This is a genomic window from Streptomyces sp. NPDC014864 (assembly GCF_043081525.1).
In the GTDB taxonomy this organism is placed as follows: domain Bacteria; phylum Actinomycetota; class Actinomycetes; order Streptomycetales; family Streptomycetaceae; genus Streptomyces.
In genome coordinates this window covers 240,966-257,387 of sequence record NZ_JBIBWT010000004.1, presented here as the reverse complement: position 1 = coordinate 257,387, position 16,422 = coordinate 240,966, and the positions used below count along the sequence as shown (strand labels likewise).

Genomic DNA, 16,422 nt, shown 5'->3' with positions numbered 1-16,422 from the left:
CGTCGCCCGGCCGGTACGAACGTCAACGACCGATCCCCATGGGCCTGCGGATCAGAAGTTCCCCGTGCCCCTGCCCTGCCCGATCGCGCGGGGGACCACGGGGGAACGGCGGGAAGTCCCGGAGTCCGGGCAGGCGAACGGCCCCCGACCATCAATCCTGGTCAGGGGCCGTTCGGCCGTTTCCTGCCGCGCGGGGTCGTCGGGGTGCGCCCCCGGAGCCGTGCCGCCGGTGTGGGTTTCCGGAGTCGGGGGCGCACAGGTCATGACGCTCCGTATACGGTGATCCCAGGGTGTGAGTCGTCGAGGCCGTGACTGGTCGGCACAAGGGGGCAGAAGATGGTGCGGGCACCGAAGAGCGTCAACGTGAAGCTGAATCTGCGCGTGCTGGAGATCTCCGGCACCTGGGAGCCGAACGACGCGGAACGGCGGGCCGCCTGGGAGCTGTACGTCGAGCTGGTGACCCGTGTGTCGGTCGTGCCCCTGCGGACCGACGAGGGGCTGTTGCGTGAGGCGCTCAGCAGTCTGTACTCCCTGTTCGGCACCACCCGGGAAGTGCTGCGCAAGTACGGCCCCGAGGTAGCGGAGCCCAAGAAGGACGGGCAGTACAACTTCGGTTACCTCGCGGTCGCCATGCTCAACTACGGCATCCGGCCGCTGCTCGCGGTCTGGCACCCCGTCCTGGAGGACTGGGAGAGCCGGCGTCCCGCGGACCGCTCGCGCCGGGACCACGAGCAGGCCTGGGAGGCGGCCGACGAGCTGCGCGCCTCCCTGCGCGACACCCGCGCGATCCTCACCGAGTACGCGGACCTCCTGGCCAGTGCCTGCGGCGTCCCGAACCTCCTCCAGGCGGTGCCCGGGGACTGAGGCGCCGTACCTCTCTTCGGACACCTCACTCCCGCGGCCGTTCTTCGTCAGCGTCCGCCCCGGGCCCTCCCCCGCTCTCCGGGCACAGGGTGAACCCGGCGGTTCTGGAACCGGTCGTCCCGGTGCGGCAGTCTTCTTCCTCGTGGGGAGCGTTCCGTATCAAGGGGGTGCGCCGGGTTACCCGGGCGCGCACATGGTGGTGTGCGGCGACGACGGGCTCGCGCACCGCCTGGCCGCCGAGTTGCGCGGTGTCTACGGTGAGCAGGTCACGCTGGTCGTGCCGCCCTCCGAGCGCGGTGTCCGCCCGCCGGTGGTCGGCCGGGGCCGGACCGCTTCGGCGTTGCTGGACCGGGTGGTCAGCGCCGCCGTGGGCCGGGTCGGGGGCAACGGGGGCAACAGCGCCAACAGCGCCGGTGGCACCAGCGGCACCGGCGGCGGGTCGGCCTCTGATGCTGATCACCTTCTGGAGACCGCCGAGCTGACCGACGCCGTGCTCGTGGCGGCGGGTGTGGAGCAGGCGGCCGCGCTGGCGCTCGTGTACGACGACGACGAGACCAACATCCGCGCCGCGCTGACCGCCCGCCGGATCAACCCGCGCCTGCGGCTCGTCCTGCGCCTGTACAACCGGCGGTTGGGGCAGCACATCGAGGAACTCCTCGACCAGGCGGCCGTGTTGGCCGTCGGCAGCAACGACACCTCCGGGACCGACGCGTCCACGACCGTGCTGTCCGACGCCGACACGGCCGCGCCCGCCCTCGCCGCCAGCGCCGTCGCCGGCACCAGCAAGGTCGTCCAGACCGACGGGCTGCTGCTGCGCGCGGTGGAACGGCCGCCGCCCGCGCCGGGACAGGTCGCCGATCCCGGGCTGTGCACCCTGGCGCTGCTGTCGGCGACCAGCACCGACCCGGCGGGCGCGGACGGCTCCGAGGGCAGCGGGGAGCAGCGGCCCCGGCTGCTGCCCGACGAGGCGGCGGTACACGAGGCCACCGGGCGCGGGACCGTGGTGCTGGAGCAGGTGTCGTACGCCGGTCCGGCGCTGTCCGCGGGGCGCGGCACCGGCGTCGTACCGTCGCTCACGTCGTTGTTCTCGCGGCGGCTGCGGTGGTCGCTGGCGGGTCTCGTGGGGTGCGTGTTCGCGCTCGCGGTGGCGTTGTGGGTGGTGACCGGGATCCATCCGCTCGGGGCCCTGTATCTGACGCTGCTCGACCTGTTCGCCATCGACGACCCGGCCCTCGGCCAGTCCATCGGGCGGCAGATCCTCCAACTCCTGTCCGGCCTGGTGGGGTTGCTGCTGCTGCCGGTGCTGCTGGCCGCGGTGCTGGAGGCGCTGGGGACCTTCCGGTCGGCGTCCGCGCTGCGCAAGCCGCCGCGCGGGCTCGGCGGGCACGTCGTACTGCTGGGGCTGGGGAAGATCGGCACCCGGGTGCTGACGCGGCTGCGGGAGCTGGACATTCCGGTGGTGTGCGTGGAGTCCGGGCCCGAGGCGCGGGGGCTGGCGACGGCCCGGCGGCTGCGGGTGCCGGTGGTGCTCGGGGACGTCACGCAGGAGGGCGTCCTGGAGGCCGCGAAGATCCACCGCGCCCATGCGCTGCTGGCGGTGACGAGCGCCGACACCACGAACCTGGAGGCCGTGCTGTACGCGCGGTCCGTACGCCCCGACCTGCGCGTCGTGCTGCGTCTGTACGACGACGACTTCGCCACCGCCGTGTACCGCACCCTGCGGGCCGCGCACCCGCACGCGCTGACGCGCAGCCGCAGCGTGTCGCACCTGGCGGCGCCCGCGTTCGCCGGGGCGATGTTCGGGCGGCAGATCCTCGGGGCGATCCCCGTGGAGCGGCGGGTGCTGCTGTTCGCGGCCGTGGAGGTGGGCGGGCACCCGCAGCTGGAGGGCCGGACGGTCGCGGAGGCGTTCCGCGCGGGGTACTGGCGGGTGCTGGCCATGGAGGCGGGGCTGACCGCACAGCAGCGGCGGGAGCCGGCCGCGGAGGCGGCGGCCGAGGACACCGGACGCCCCTCGGGACTGGTGTGGAACCTGCCCGGCACCTACGTCCTGCGCGCCGAGGACCGCGTGGTGCTGGCGGCGACCCGGCGGGGCCTGGCGGAACTGCTGGGGCGCCGGGGCCGGGAGCGAGCGGGTGCGTAGGCAGCCGCACCCACCCGCCCGCACGGGGCCGTCGGCTATCTCGGCAGGTGGCGTTCCGCGAAGTCCAGTTCCAGGCGGACCTGCTTGATGCGCTCGTCCACCACCAGCGAGCCGTGGCCCGCGTCGTAGCGGTAGACCTCGTGGACGGCGCCGCGGGCGTCCAGGCGCTTGACGTAGTTCTCGATCTGGCGGATGGGGCAGCGCGGGTCGTGCACCCCCGCGGAGATGTACACCGGGGCCTTGACCTGGTCCACGTAGGTCAGGGGCGAGGACGCCTCGAAGCGCTCGGGGACCTCTTCCGGGGTGCCGCCGAGCAGCGTGCGGTCCATGGCCTTCAGCGCCTCCATCTCGTCGTGGTACGCCGTGACGTAGTCGGCGACCGGGACCGCCGCGATGCCCAGCGTCCACGCCCCCGGCTGGACGCCGAGGCCGAGCAGGGTGAGGTAGCCGCCCCAGGAGCCGCCGGTGAGGATCAGGCGTTCGGGGTCGGCGAGACCGGAGCCGATCGCCCACTCGCGCACCGCCGCGATGTCCTCCAGTTCGATCAGGCCGACCCGGTGCTTCAGGGCGTCGGTCCACGCGCGGCCGTAGCCGGTGGAGCCCCGGTAGTTCACCCGGACCACGGCGTATCCGTGGTCGACCCAGGCGGCCGGGCCCGCGGCGAAGGAGTCGCTGTCGTGCCAGGTGGGGCCGCCGTGGATGTCGAAGACGGTGGGGAGCGGACCGGTCGCGCCCGCCGGGCGCTGCACGAGGGCGTGGATGCGGCCGCCTGGACCCTCCACCCACACGTCCTCCACCGGCACCGACACCGGGGACCTCATGCCGGGCGGGTCCAGGACCACCTGGCCCGTGGTGGAGCGCACGGCGGGCGGCTCGGCCGCCGAGGACCACAGGTACTCCACACTGCCGTCGGGGCGGGCCGTCGCCCCCGAGACCGTGCCGGGCGGAGTGGCGATCCGGGCGAGCTCGCGGCTCGCCAGGTCGTAGCGGAACAGCTCGCTGCGGGCCTCGAAGCTGTGCGCGATGAGCAGACCGGTGCCGTCCGGGTACCACTCCGCGCTCACGTCGCCGGGCAGGTCGAGGGCCAGGTCCGTCTCCTCGCCGGTGGCGACGTCCCACACCAGCGGCTCCCAGCGGCCGCGCCGCTGATGACCGATGAGCAGCCGTGTGTCGCCGTCGACCGGCGCGAACCCCAGCACCTCGAGGCCCAGCTCCTGGGTACCGCCCTTGGTGTCGTCCAGCTCGGCGACCGCGGTGCCGTCCGGGCGCAGCACGCGCAGCGCCGAGTGCATCGCGTCGCCGTGCTCGGTGTGCTCGACGGCGATCAGCGAGCCGTCGTGGGAGAGGTCGCCGACGCCCGCCGATTCGCGGTGGCGGTAGATCTCGGCGACGGTCCCGCCGGCCCGCGCGAGGTGGATGGTCGTCCCGTCCTCGTCGGTGGAGCGGCCCACCACCGCCGTCCGGCCGTCCCGGCCGAGCGCCAGGCCCGCCGGGTACGACGGGTCCAGGCCGGCCGCGGCCGGCTCGTCCGGTCCACCGGTGAAGGGCTGGCGGCGCCAGACGCCGAACTCGTCGCCGTCCTTGTCGTCGAACCACCAGATCCACTGGCCGTCGGGGGAGAGCACACCGTCCGTCGTGCCGTTCGGCCGGTCCGTGACCTGGCGTTGCTCACCCGTGGCACGGTCCCAGGCGTACAGCTCGTACGTCCCCGTCGCGTTCGACACGAACAGGGAGCGGGCCGGTGCGTCCTCCGCCCAGTCCGGCAGCGACACCCGGGGCGCCCGGAAGCGCTTCTCCCACTCCGGCATCTTTTCGATCTGTTCCCGCTGATCCCGCGCCTCGGACCCGTTGCTCTCAGTCATGGCCCCATAGTGCCTGCTCCGGCCGACAATTCGCTGCCGGGGGCCCCAGCCTGTGGACAACTTCGACCGGGCCCTTCCGAACCCCTTACGATTCCCGTCCGGCCGCGGTTCCGTCCGGCGCCGGAATCCGCTCATGTACTCGCTCGAAGCGGCCCGGGATCGGCCCAGGACCTGGCTCGGGACCGACCCGGAGCCGACTCGAGAGGGACCCAGGACCGACTCGGCAGGGACCCAGGGCCGACACGGGAGTGCCCCAGGACCGACTCGGGCCGCCCCGCGGCCCGAGGGTGCCCGGCGGCCCCGTACCGTTGAGGGCGTGTACCGGTTTCTGCTGACGCCCCGCTGGTGGGGCATCAACGTCTTCGTGCTGCTCGCCATCCCCTTCTGCGTGTTCATGGGGTCGTGGCAGCTGAGCCGGTTCGAGGCGCGGGTGCAGGACCACCGCACGGCGAGCGCCCGGGCCGCGTCGGACCGCCGGGAGGCTGCCCGCCCGGTGGCCGAGCTGCTGCCGGTGGACAAGCGGACGTCCGGCAGGCAGGCCACCGCCACCGGCCGGTACGGCAAGCAGCTGCTGGTCCCGGACCGCGAGCTGGACGGCAGGCGCGGGTACTACGTGCTCACGCTGCTGCGGACCGGCTCCGGCAAGGCGCTGCCGGTGGTACGGGGCTGGCTGCCGGGGAAGGCGGACCCGGCCAAGGCTCCGGCTCCGCCCACCGGCGAGGTCACGGTCACCGGTGCCCTGCAGGCGTCGGAGACGCCGGGGGACACCGGAGTCGGCACCCGGGGCGGCCTCCCTGCCGGGCAGACCGGGGCGATCAGCGCCGCCTCACTGGTGAACCTCGTGCCGTACGACGTGTACGACGCGTGGATCACGCTCGGCGAGGGCGACTCCGGGATGAAGGCCGTTCCGGCCACGGCGCCGGCGAACACCGGGCTGGACCTGAAGGCCTTCCAGAACCTCGGCTACACCGGTGAGTGGTTCGTCTTCGCCGGGTTCGTGGTGTTCATGTGGTTCCGGCTGGTGCGGCGTGAGGTCGAGTACGCCCGGGACGCCGAGCTGGGCCTGGTGCCGGACCCGGACCAGGACGAGGAGCACGCCACGGTGTGAGCGCCGTGGCGTGAGCCCCGCAATGTGAGCCTGGGTGAGCGGCGGGATGTGCCGGGCGCATGGGCAGCGGACCGGCCTACCCGTGCCGCCACCTGGGGCAAGGGCACGGGCACGTGGCGCCACCGCCCCAGCGCTCCCCCGCTCCTCAGGACGCCGCCAGCACTCCGGTCCGGTAGATCGTGCCCGCGCAGGCGTTCGACACCACGGTGGAGACCGTCGGTGAGCCCGCCTCCGGCGTGTGGGAGACCGCGACGCTTCCGTCCGCCGTGCCGTCCACCGTCATCATCTGCGGGGACGTGCCCGGGTCGGTTCCGGTGGTGGTGCTGCCGGTCGCGCTCGCGTCCTGGCTGGGCGACGGGTCCGGCGAGGGGCCGCCGGTCTCCGTGTCACCGGTGGTGCCGGTGCCGCCGCCGCTCGTGGTGGGGCAGGTCTCCGAGGGCACCCAGGCGAACTTCACCTCGTACGCCGAACCCGGCAGGAGCACCAGCCCGGACACCTCGGTGGAGGGGTCGGGCAGTCCGGCCGCCGCGTCGCCCGAGGTGTGGGCCACCACGCTGATCTTCGTGGGGTCGGCCGCGCCCTGCGCCTGCGGGGTCACGCCGCCGGGGCCGCCGACGGTGCAGCTGGTGGCGGAGACGTTGGTGATGTGGAAGGTGCCGTAGACCACGCCCGCGGAGTCCGGGGCGTCGGCCGTGGCGGTGGCGGAGCCGAGCTGGGTCGCCGCGCACACCGGTGCGCTGGTTCCGGTGCCGGTCGAGGGGGTGCCGGTGTTGCCGGTGGATCCGCTGCCGGTACCGGTGGCCGTGCCGCCCTTGTGGTCCTTCTTGCCGCCGCCCTTGTCCTGCCCGGAGGTCCGGCCGGGCGACCCGCCGGCGGTGCTCGCCCCGCCGTCCGGGCCCTTGCCCTCGCCCGTGCCGCCCTGAGCCTGCGAGGCCTGGCCGGCGATGGCCGGGTTGGCGTCGGAGCCGGTGGAGCCGGAGACGTGCACCAGGGCCGGGATGGCGGTGCCGACGAACAGGGCGGCGGCCGCCATGCCGACGGCTGCCTGCCGCTTGCGGGCCCGCCGGGCCGGCACCGCACGGCGGAGGTGGTCCAGCGTGCCGTCGGCCGGCTCGATGGCCCGCACCGCCTGGTGCAGCATGCTGCGCAGATCCAGCTCGTCCGAGTCGAACCCCTCGGGGTCCTTTTCGTCGGGGCTGTGGTTCACGGTTCCGTTCCCAGCGTGCGATTGCGTGTCGTCCTGCTCGTGCGGCCGCGTCGGCTCGTGCCACGCGTAGGGCTCGTGCCGCTCGTGCGAGTTGCGCCCCTCGCCGTGCTCGCTCATACCGGCGCCTCCATGGCGATGCGCAGCGCCGCGATGCCGCGCGAGCCGTACGCCTTGACCGATCCGAGCGATATCCCGAGGGTCTCGGCGACCTGGGCCTCGGTCATGTCCGCGAAGTAGCGCAGCACCAGCACCTCGCGCTGGCGGCGCTGCAGACCCTTCATCGCCTTGATCAGGGAGTCGCGCTCCAGCTGGTCGTAGGCGCCCTCCTCGGCGCTCGCCATGTCCGGCATCGGCTTGGACAGCAGCTTCAGGCCGAGGATGCGGCGGCGCAGGGCCGAGCGGGAGAGGTTCACCACCGTCTGCCGCAGGTAGGCGAGGGTCTTCTCGGGGTCGCGGACGCGTTTGCGGGCCGAGTGGACGCGGATGAAGGCCTCCTGCACGACGTCCTCGCAGGAGGCGGTGTCGTCGAGGAGGAGGGCGGCGAGACCGAGCAGCGAGCGGTAGTGGGCGCTGTAGGTCTCGGTGAGGTGGTCGACGGTGGTGCCGGCCACCACGCCGTCCTCGGCGCCGTCACGCTGGTTCGGTATGCGGGCGGGCCGCGCAGCGGGCATGGGCGCGATCACCGGCAAGCCGCCGGGCGTGCCGGCCATGCGCGGACGGAGCGCCGCGCGGGACGGCCGCAGAGCCGTGCCGCGGGTCGCCGCTGGGAGTACCCCCTGCTCGAAGAGCGTGGGGGGGAAGTCGAGTACCTCTGCCACGCCAGTTGGACTCGTCTCCCCCCTCGGAGGTTGTACGTGCCGGGCATCACTTTTGCGTCCGACCGCGCCACCGACAACGTTCTCACGTCAGGCAGCGCGTCAGACGGCTCCTCACATGCCCACATGCGTCCCGCTCTTCCCCTGTGTCCTGATTGACCGGGGCGTCCCCACGCCCCGGAGCGTCCACGCCCCCGCAGGGCGACCGCAAAGACGCTCCCCGCCTTCCGCGCGGTTGCGGAGGGCGGGGAGGAAAATCTTCGGACGTCGAGACGGCGCGGATCAAGCGGTCCGGACCATCGACTGGATCACGCTCTTACGTGAATCCTACAAATGATTCACGCCACGGTCAGGGGATTTCCCGCGGTAACAGCGAAACTCAGCCCGGCTCGGCCGCCACCAGCTCCGCGATCTGCGCTGTGTTCAGCGCCGCGCCCTTGCGCAGGTTGTCGCCGCAGACGAAGAACTCCAGCGCCGTGGGATCGTCGAGCGCACGCCGCAGTCGCCCGACCCAGGTGGGGTCGGTGCCCACCACGTCGGCGGGCGTCGGGAACTCACCGGCGGCCGGGTCGTCGCACAGGACCACCCCGGGGGCCGTGGCGAGGATCTCGCGGGCCCGGTCGACGGTGACCTCGTCCTCGAAGCGGGCGTGGACGGTGAGGGAGTCCGTGGTGATCACCGGGACCCGGACACAGGTCACGGCGACCGGCAGCCGCGGCAGGCCGAGGATCTTGCGGGCCTCGTCCCGCACCTTCATCTCCTCCGAGGACCAGCCGTCGTCGCACAGCGTCCCGGCCCAGGGCACCACGTTCAGCGCGACCGGTTCCGGGAACGGCCCGGTGTCGTCCCCGAGGGCGCGCCGCACGTCACCGGGGTTGGTGCCCAGCTCAGTGCCCGCGACCAGGGACAGCTGCCGGCGCAGCGTCTCGACGCCGGCCCGCCCGGCCCCGCTCACCGCCTGGTACGAGGAGACGACCAGCTCGCGCAGCCCGAACTCGGCGTGCAGCGCGCCCAGCGCCACGATCATGGAGAGGGTCGTGCAGTGCGGGCTGGCGATGATCCCGCGCGGGCGCCGCCGGGCCGCGTGAGGGTTGACCTCGGGCACGACCAAGGGCACGTCGCTGTCGCAGCGGAAGACGCCGGAGTTGTCGACCACCACGGCGCCCCGGTCCGCCGCGACCGGCGCCCACTGGGCGGCGACCTCGTCGGGGACGTCGAACAGGGCGATGTCCACACCGTCGAAGGCCGCCTCGGTGAGCGGGACCACCTCGACCTCCTCGCCGCGCACGGCCAGCTTGCGGCCGGCCGAGCGCGGTGAGGCGATCAGGCGGATCTCGCCCCAGATGTCCGCGCGCTGGGACAGGATCCGGAGCAGGACCGTGCCGACGGCTCCGGTCGCACCCACGACCGCGAGCGTCGGTCGGACGGTCATCGTCGTACGCCTCCGTACGAGGGGGCGGCGGTCACCGCCCGGTGCCTCCGTAGACGACGGCCTCGTCGCTGTCGGAGTCGAGCCCGAAGGCGGTGTGCACGGCGCGCACGGCCTCCGACACGTCGTCCTTGCGGGTGACCACCGAGATACGGATCTCGGAGGTCGAGATCAGCTCGATGTTCACGCCCGCGTCGGACAGCGCGGTGAAGAAGTCGGCCGTGACGCCCGGGTTGGTCTTCATCCCGGCGCCGACGAGGGAGATCTTGCCGATCTGGTCGTCGTAGCGCAGGGAGTCGAAGCCGATGCCGCCGCGGTTCTTCTCCAGCGCGTCGATGGCCTTGCGGCCCTCGGTCTTCGGCAGCGTGAAGGAGATGTCCGTCAGGCCCGTGGAGGCCGCGGACACGTTCTGCACGACCATGTCGATGTTGATCTCGGCGTCCGCGATCGCGCGGAAGATCGAGGCGGCCTCGCCCGGCTTGTCGGGCACGCCGACGACCGTGATCTTGGCCTCGGAGGTGTCGTGCGCGACACCGGAGATGATGGCCTGCTCCACCTTCTTTTCCCCTCGCTCGATCGGCTCGCTGCTGACCCAGGTGCCCTGCAGCCCACTGAAGGAGGAGCGGACGTGGATCGGGATGTTGTACCGGCGCGCGTACTCCACACAGCGGTGGAGCAGCACCTTGGAGCCGGACGCGGCCAGCTCCAGCATGTCCTCGAAGGAGATCCAGTCGATCTTCCGGGCCTTCTTCACCACGCGCGGGTCGGCGGTGAACACGCCGTCGACGTCGGTGTAGATCTCGCAGACACCGGCGTCGAGGGCGGCCGCGAGCGCCACGGCGGTGGTGTCGGAACCACCGCGCCCCAGGGTCGTGATGTCCTTCTTGTCCTGGCTGACGCCCTGGAAACCGGCGACGATGGCGATGTTGCCCTCGTCCAGGGCGGTCCGGATGCGGCCCGGGGTGACGTCGATGATCCGGGCTTTGTTGTGGACCGAGTCGGTGATGACACCTGCCTGGCTGCCGGTGAACGACTGCGCCTTGTGGCCCAGGTTCTTGATCGCCATGGCCAGCAGGGCCATGGAGATCCGCTCTCCGGCGGTCAGCAGCATGTCGAGCTCGCGTCCGGCAGGGATCGGGGATACCTGCTCGGCGAGATCGATCAGCTCGTCCGTCGTGTCGCCCATCGCGGAAACGACCACGACAACGTCGTTGCCGTTCTTCTTCGCTTCCACGATTCGCTTGGCGACGCGCTTGATGCCCTCGGCATCGGCAACGGAGGAGCCTCCGTACTTCTGCACGACAAGGCCCACGTGCGCTCCTCGCTCAGTCCGTCTCTGTCGCATCCGCGCAGTCGCGGTGCGGTCGGCTCAGTCTATCGAGCGTCCGAAATTCCCCTCTGCGATATCGCATGGTGAGATGTCCGGACGCCTCTGTCTCAGGACGGCTCATGCCCAGACAGCCCCCGGCCACTCGGAAAGTGCCCGGGGTCACAGAGGGGCAGTCCTGCCGACGGGCACCCGGACGGGTTACCGACGGCCCTACGGGTGCGTCCGCAGCCCCAGCGGTCCCGCGATCTCCTGAGCCATGACCTTCCCGGCCTCGAACTCGAGCGTGTCGTCGCCCATGCCCTGGTCGGTGTCCAGGCCGTCCAGCTCCTCCAGGGGCTGGTTCAGACGGACGTGGGCGACCAGGGACTGCAGGGCGCGCAGGGTGGCGGACGCGGTGGAGCCCCAGTTGGAGAAGTAGGAGAACTGCCACCACCACATGGCCTCGGCGGTGCGGCCGGCCCGGTAGTGGGACATGCCGTGCCGCAGGTCGGTGACGACGTCCGCCAGGTCGTCGGAGATGCGGGCGGGAACGGGCGCCCGGCGCGGCTCGTAGGGGTCGAAGACCTCGGAGTAGACGTCGATCGGCTCCAGCAGGCGGGCCAGGTTCTCGCGGAGCTTGTCGACGTCCTGCTCGGGGCCGGAGTCCGGCTCGTAGCGCTCGTCGGGGAGGAAGTCCTCGTGCGCGCCTAGACGGCCGCCGGCCAGCAGCAGCTGGGAGACCTCCAGCAGGAGGAAGGGCACCGCGGAGTCCGGCTCGTCGCCCTTGGCCACCTCGGTGACCGCGACCAGGAAGCTCTCGATCTGGTCGGCGATCTGGACCGCGAAGTCGTCCGGGTTCCGGTTGGTCGCGTGCAGCGTCGCGTCAGACATCTAGGAGTCGTCTCCCCTCGAAGGCGCGGCCGAGGGTCACCTCGTCCGCGTATTCCAGGTCGCCACCCACCGGGAGGCCGCTGGCCAGGCGGGTGACCTTCAGGCCCATCGGCTTGATCATGCGGGCGAGGTACGTCGCCGTCGCCTCGCCCTCGAGGTTGGGGTCCGTGGCGAGGATCAGCTCGGTCACCGTGCCGTCCGCCAGCCGGGCCAGGAGTTCCCTGATGCGCAGGTCGTCCGGGCCGACCCCCTCGATGGGGCTGATCGCGCCGCCGAGGACGTGGTAGCGACCGCGGAACTCGCGCGTGCGCTCGATGGCGACGACGTCCTTCGGCTCCTCCACGACGCAGATGACGGCGGGGTCGCGGCGCGGGTCGCGGCAGATCCCGCACAGCTCCTCCTGCGCCACGTTGCCGCAGGTCGCGCAGAAGCGGACCTTCGCCTTCACCTCGAGCAGGGCATGGGCGAGCCGCCGTACGTCCGTCGGTTCCGCCTGCAGGATGTGGAAGGCGATCCGCTGCGCGCTCTTGGGACCGACGCCGGGCAGCCGCCCCAGCTCGTCGATGAGGTCCTGGACCACGCCTTCGTACAACGGAGTGCCTTCCTGCGTCGGGTGCGCGCGGGTGGTCCGCACGCACCGCCTGTCAGAACGTACGGTAGTTGGCCGCCACCTGTCCGAGGAAGGCGGTACGGGGGGATCGCGGGGAGAAACGTCAGAACGGGAGCCCCGGGATACCGCCACCGCCCAGGCCCTCGGCCAGCGGACCGAGCTTCTGCTGCTGGAGGGCCTGCGCGTTCTCGTTGGCCGCCTGGACCGCCGCGACGACCAGGTCGGCCAGGGTCTCGGTGTCCTCCGGGTCCACCGCCTTCGGGTCGATCTTCAGGGCGCGCAGCTCGCCGGCGCCGGTGACGGTGGCCCGCACCAGTCCGCCGCCCGCCTGGCCCTCCACCTCGGTCCGCGCCAGTTCCTCCTGCGCCCGTTGCAGGTCCTGCTGCATCTTCTGGGCCTGCTGGAGCAGCTGCTGCATGTTGGGCTGGCCACCACCGGGAATCACGATCGGCTCCTGCTTTCCTACGACTGTCCGGGCGGGGTTGGTCTCACAACCCCGTTGTGCACGAGCCTACGTGGTCCCCGCGGACGGCGCCCTGCCACTCTTTCGAGTGAGCCGCGCGTGAGTCTCCACCAGATCACGGCCCTCTTCCGGGCGGAAAAACGGCGCATCGCGCCGCTCCACCGCCCATGGGGCGGTAGGAAGGGGTCCGTCGCACCGGGCGCACCGGGACCGGAGGGCCACAGGGCTCACTGGCGGGGGGAGCGATCCGGCCCGGCACGGGCCGCAACCGGGCCCGGGCGGGCCGGAGTCGGCTCGGAGTGGCGGGCAGCGTCGTACAGGCGTACCAGCATCACGCACCGTGATCAGTAGGGAGTGCCGGGTGGGTCAGCCGGAGATGCAGCCCGAGGGTCGGCCTCAGGACGCGCGGGGTGAGGGTGAGGGGGCGGCCGGGCCGCGGTCGGGCGATCTGACCGGGCGGCCCTTCCCGCTCGGCGACTGGGGCGAGCCGGCCGAACGGCTGGACGAGCTGTACCGGTGGGTGGAGCGCGGGGCGCTGCGCACCGCCGAGTGGTACCTCGGGGACCGGGTCTGGAAGCGGCGCGGGGCGCGGGTGCTGCGCTGCGGGGCCGCGGCGGGGGCGGTGGCCGGGGCCGGACTGCCGTTGCTGGACCTCACCGGGGTGATCGGCGGAGTCGCGCCCTGGGGGTATCTGGCGCTGCTGCTCTCGGTGGCATGTGTCGGGATCGACCGGTACTTCGGCGTGACGTCCGGATGGATAAGGGACGTGGCGACCGCGCAGGCGGTGCAGCGGCGGTTGCAGGTGCTCCAGTTCGACTGGGCGTCCGAGAGCGTGCGGGAGGTGCTGGGACCGGCGGAGGGCACGGCCGGCGAGGCCGCCGAGCGGTGTCTCGGGGTGCTGCGGCGGTTCTCGGAGGACGTGACCGAGCTGGTGCGCACCGAGACGGCCGACTGGATGGTGGAGTTCCGGATCGGGTCGGCGCCGATGGGGCTCCAGTCGGCGGTGCCGGGGGGCACGCGGCCCGAGCCGGGCGGGGTGCCGGGCCGGTTCCCGCTGCCCCCGGGTACCGCCCGGCCCAACATGCCCCGGCAGCGGCCGCCGGAGCCGCGATGAGCCCGGAGGCGGCGCGCCCCGGTGAACCGGTGGCACGGTCGGGCAGCACCCGTGTGAACGGGTGGCCCGGTGAGGCGGCGCGCCCGTGAACCGACGCGCTGGTGAACCGGTGGCCCGGCGCGCCGGCACGTGACGGGCCCGTCGTCCGTCACTGCCTCGTGTACGTCAGCTTCTCCCCGTTGCTCGTGTTCACTCGCTCCAGGCTGCCGTCCGGCAGCAGGGTGACCTCCGTGGCCGCACCCGGGGTGCAGGCGGAACGGGGCTGCCCCGAGGTGACGGTGGAGGGGCCGATCTCCAAGGGGCCGTTGACGCCCGGCCGTTGGGTGAGCCGGGCCTCGAACACGCAGTGGTAGGAGCCGCCGCCGGTCGGCCCGTCGGCGACCAGGGTGAGCACGGTGTCGCCCGGATCGCCCTGGGTGAGGGTCAGTTGGCGGGGGTTCTCGCCGAGCGCGTTGGTGATCGACGCCGACCAGGTGCCGAGGTACGCGGCCGGGATCGATCCGTCGGCCGAGACCGGGCTGTCCGGCGGCGAGGTCGCCGGGGACGATCCCGGTGTGTTCGGGCCTGGGGTGGTGGGGGCGCTGGTGGCGGGCGAGGGGCCGGGGCCGCTGCCCTGGTCCTCGCTGCCGCCCTTCATCAGCGCGTACACCGTGCCGCCCGCGCCGAGCGCGACGACCAGCGCCACCGCGACCAGCACGGCGGTGGAGCGTCCGTTCCTGCGCGGGGGCTCCTGTGCCGGGAGCGGGCTCGGACCGTAGGGCGGGGTGGCGCCGACCGGCGGCGGACCGTACGGCGGGGTCGGGCCGAGGCCGCCGTAGGCCTGGGGCACCTGCGCACCGGGCGGCAGGGCCCAGACGGGCTGCGGCTGACCGTACGCGGCGGACTGCGGGTACTGGGGGTGCTGCGGCTGCGGGGGGTGCTGCTGGGGATAGCCGTACCCCGGGTGTACGGGCGCCGGGCCCGGCGGGGGTGCCTGACCGGCGACCATGGTGGGCAGGTGGTCCATCGGGGCGGGCGCCCCGGCACCCGGACGGCCGGGCGGCGGGACCGGAGTGGAGGCGTCGGCGGCCGGCGCGTGCTCGAGGGAGGCCGCCCGTGAAGCGGGCGCGGGCCCCTGAGCCGCACCGGCGTCGCCGTGCCCGGTGGGGTCCTGGCCCACGGCGTTCCCGTGGCCGGCGCCGGGCCCGCCCCGACCGGCAGAAGCCTGGCCCTTGCCTGCGGCGCTCCCCTGTCCGGCGGGGGCATCGCTCTGCCCGGCAGGGTCATCTCCCTCACGACCAGCGGTACTTGCCCGACCGGCAGCGGCCCCGCCCTGTCCCGCAGGAGCCTGCCCCTGGCCCGCAGCATTCCCCTGGCCGGCGGCGGCATCGCCCGTCTCGACGGGGCCGTCCCCCCCATTCACAGCGGCACTCGCCCGGTCGGCAGCAGCCCCGGCGGCGACTCCGGCCCCGGCCGCTCCGTCACCCCCGGGCGCCCCTGCCCCCGCCGACGGCTTCTTCTCCAGGCGGGGTGCGGAAGGAGCCGCCCCCTCCCTCACCCCCGGCTTCTTCTCCAGCCGGGGAGCGGAAGGAGCCGCCGCCTCCCCCGGTGCCGTCGGCGCGGCCGGATCCTCCGGGTTCTCCGCGTCCAGCAAGCGCACCGCGTGCCGCCCGAGTTGGGCCACCAGGGCGCTCGGCAGCCACGGGTCGCGGGAGCGTCCGTCCAGGACCGTGTCCTGCGCGCCCGTGCGCGCGAGGATCTGGTCCAGCGTCGGCCGGGCGGCCGGGTCCTTCTTCAGGCAGGCGCGGACGAGGTCGGCGATTCCCTCGGGCACTCTCGTCAGGTCGGGCTCCTGCTCGGCGATGCGGAACATCAGCGCGTGCACCCCGCTGTCCCCGCCGCCGAAGGGCAGGGCGCCGGTGGCCGCGTAGGCGAGCACCGAGCCGAGGCAGAAGACGTCGCACGCGGACGTGATCCGTTCGCCGCGCACCTGTTCGGGTGCCATGAACCCGGGCGAGCCGACGAGCGCTCCGGTCCGGGTGAGCCCGCCGTCCGTGACGGTCTCCAGCGCCCGCGCGATACCGAAGTCGATCACGCGCGGACCATCGATCGTCACGAGCACGTTGGACGGCTTGAGGTCGCGGTGGATGAGCCCGGCGGCGTGGATGTCCTTCAGCGCGTTGGCCAGGCCCGCCGCCAGGATCCGTACCGACCGCTCGGGCAGGGCCCCGTGGTCGTGCCCGACGACCTGCTGGAGGGTGGGCCCGGCGACGTACCCGGTGGCCACCCACGGCACGACGGCCTCGGTGTCCGCGTCCAGGACGGGCGCGGTCCAGTACCCGCCGACCCGCCGCGCGGCCTGCACCTCCTGCCGGAAGCGCGCCCGGAACTCCTCCTGCTCGGCCAGCTCCCGCCGCACCAGCTTCACGGCGACGGTGCGGCCCCGGCCGGAGCGGGCCAGGTACACCTGCCCCATTCCGCCCGCACCGAGTCGCGCCAGCAGCCGGTAGGCCCCGATTCGCTGCGGATCCCCCGCCCCGAGTGTCTGCACGGCTCCGCCGCCTCCCCCCGATGTCCCCCGCCACGCCCCCCTGAGCACGGCAACATTCCGAGAATAGTGCGGACGTC

At 73.2% G+C, this 16,422-nt stretch carries 13 protein-coding genes; 4 read left to right on the top strand and 9 right to left on the bottom strand.

Translation table 11 applies throughout. The annotated features are described in order from the left end of the window. Window positions 1-336: 336 nt before the first annotated feature. Window positions 337-864 (top strand): hypothetical protein, encoded by a 528-nt coding sequence (locus ACF1A5_RS09750; RefSeq protein WP_392192302.1) that lies wholly within the window; start codon window positions 337-339, stop codon window positions 862-864. Window positions 865-1,057: 193 nt separating this feature from the next. After that, the gene (locus tag ACF1A5_RS09745) at window positions 1,058-3,007 is read left to right on the top strand and encodes an NAD-binding protein (RefSeq protein WP_392192439.1); all 1,950 of its coding nucleotides are present in this window, start codon (window positions 1,058-1,060) and stop codon (window positions 3,005-3,007) included. A 35-nt stretch (window positions 3,008-3,042) separates the two neighbouring features. On the opposite strand, the gene ACF1A5_RS09740 is transcribed toward ACF1A5_RS09745, so the two are convergent. Continuing rightward, window positions 3,043-4,869, bottom strand: coding sequence for a prolyl oligopeptidase family serine peptidase (locus tag ACF1A5_RS09740; protein WP_392192301.1), 1,827 nt, complete (start codon window positions 4,867-4,869; stop codon window positions 3,043-3,045). Window positions 4,870-5,185: 316 nt separating this feature from the next. Between ACF1A5_RS09740 and ACF1A5_RS09735 the strand changes: the two genes are divergently transcribed. Beyond that, on the top strand, window positions 5,186-5,977 hold the full coding sequence (locus ACF1A5_RS09735; protein WP_392192300.1) for an SURF1 family protein: 792 nt from the start codon (window positions 5,186-5,188) through the stop codon (window positions 5,975-5,977). 145 nt (window positions 5,978-6,122) lie between these two features. On the opposite strand, the gene ACF1A5_RS09730 is transcribed toward ACF1A5_RS09735, so the two are convergent. From ACF1A5_RS09730 to ACF1A5_RS09700, 7 genes are all read right to left on the bottom strand, one after another. Continuing rightward, window positions 6,123-7,301 carry a hypothetical protein gene (locus ACF1A5_RS09730; RefSeq protein WP_392192299.1) on the bottom strand — a complete coding sequence of 393 codons (1,179 nt, stop codon included), beginning with the start codon at window positions 7,299-7,301 and terminating at the stop codon, window positions 6,123-6,125. Continuing rightward, complete coding sequence (locus ACF1A5_RS09725; protein ID WP_392192438.1) at window positions 7,298-7,873, bottom strand: SigE family RNA polymerase sigma factor; 576 nt, start codon at window positions 7,871-7,873, stop codon at window positions 7,298-7,300. The genes ACF1A5_RS09730 and ACF1A5_RS09725 overlap by 4 nt, the downstream gene beginning before the upstream one ends. 505 nt (window positions 7,874-8,378) lie before the next feature. Beyond that, the gene (locus ACF1A5_RS09720) at window positions 8,379-9,431 is read right to left on the bottom strand and encodes an aspartate-semialdehyde dehydrogenase (protein WP_392192298.1); all 1,053 of its coding nucleotides are present in this window, start codon (window positions 9,429-9,431) and stop codon (window positions 8,379-8,381) included. A gap of 31 nt (window positions 9,432-9,462) precedes the next feature. Then, a complete protein-coding gene (locus ACF1A5_RS09715) occupies window positions 9,463-10,740 on the bottom strand; it encodes an aspartate kinase (RefSeq protein WP_392192297.1) in 1,278 nt (425 codons plus the stop codon). A gap of 228 nt (window positions 10,741-10,968) precedes the next feature. Continuing rightward, window positions 10,969-11,628, bottom strand: a complete 660-nt coding sequence (locus ACF1A5_RS09710) for a DUF5063 domain-containing protein (RefSeq protein WP_392192296.1) — start codon at window positions 11,626-11,628, stop codon at window positions 10,969-10,971. Continuing rightward, complete coding sequence (gene recR, locus ACF1A5_RS09705; RefSeq protein ID WP_391679877.1) at window positions 11,621-12,220, bottom strand: recombination mediator RecR; 600 nt, start codon at window positions 12,218-12,220, stop codon at window positions 11,621-11,623. Before recR ends, ACF1A5_RS09710 begins: the two co-directional genes overlap by 8 nt. A 121-nt stretch (window positions 12,221-12,341) precedes the next feature. Next, window positions 12,342-12,683 (bottom strand): YbaB/EbfC family nucleoid-associated protein, encoded by a 342-nt coding sequence (locus tag ACF1A5_RS09700; protein WP_356184662.1) that lies wholly within the window; start codon window positions 12,681-12,683, stop codon window positions 12,342-12,344. Between the two features lie 379 nt (window positions 12,684-13,062). Between ACF1A5_RS09700 and ACF1A5_RS09695 the strand changes: the two genes are divergently transcribed. After that, window positions 13,063-13,815 (top strand): SLATT domain-containing protein, encoded by a 753-nt coding sequence (locus ACF1A5_RS09695; RefSeq protein WP_392192295.1) that lies wholly within the window; start codon window positions 13,063-13,065, stop codon window positions 13,813-13,815. Window positions 13,816-13,963: 148 nt separating this feature from the next. Here the strand turns inward: ACF1A5_RS09695 and ACF1A5_RS09690 are convergent, their stop codons facing one another. Beyond that, entirely contained in the window at window positions 13,964-16,345 is a 2,382-nt protein-coding gene (locus ACF1A5_RS09690; RefSeq protein ID WP_392192294.1) for a protein kinase, read from the bottom strand. Window positions 16,346-16,422: the final 77 nt, after the last annotated feature.

What these genes read in the sequence shown, in the direction of transcription:
- ACF1A5_RS09750 (WP_392192302.1), top strand. Translation starts at nt 337, where the DNA reads ATGGTGCGGGCACCGAAGAGCGTCAACGTGAAGCTGAATCTGCGCGTG.
- ACF1A5_RS09745 (WP_392192439.1), top strand. Translation starts at nt 1,058, where the DNA reads ATGGTGGTGTGCGGCGACGACGGGCTCGCGCACCGCCTGGCCGCCGAG.
- ACF1A5_RS09740 (WP_392192301.1), bottom strand. Translation starts at nt 4,869, where the DNA reads ATGACTGAGAGCAACGGGTCCGAGGCGCGGGATCAGCGGGAACAGATC.
- ACF1A5_RS09730 (WP_392192299.1), bottom strand. Translation starts at nt 7,301, where the DNA reads ATGAGCGAGCACGGCGAGGGGCGCAACTCGCACGAGCGGCACGAGCCC.
- ACF1A5_RS09720 (WP_392192298.1), bottom strand. Translation starts at nt 9,431, where the DNA reads ATGACCGTCCGACCGACGCTCGCGGTCGTGGGTGCGACCGGAGCCGTC.
- ACF1A5_RS09710 (WP_392192296.1), bottom strand. Translation starts at nt 11,628, where the DNA reads ATGTCTGACGCGACGCTGCACGCGACCAACCGGAACCCGGACGACTTC.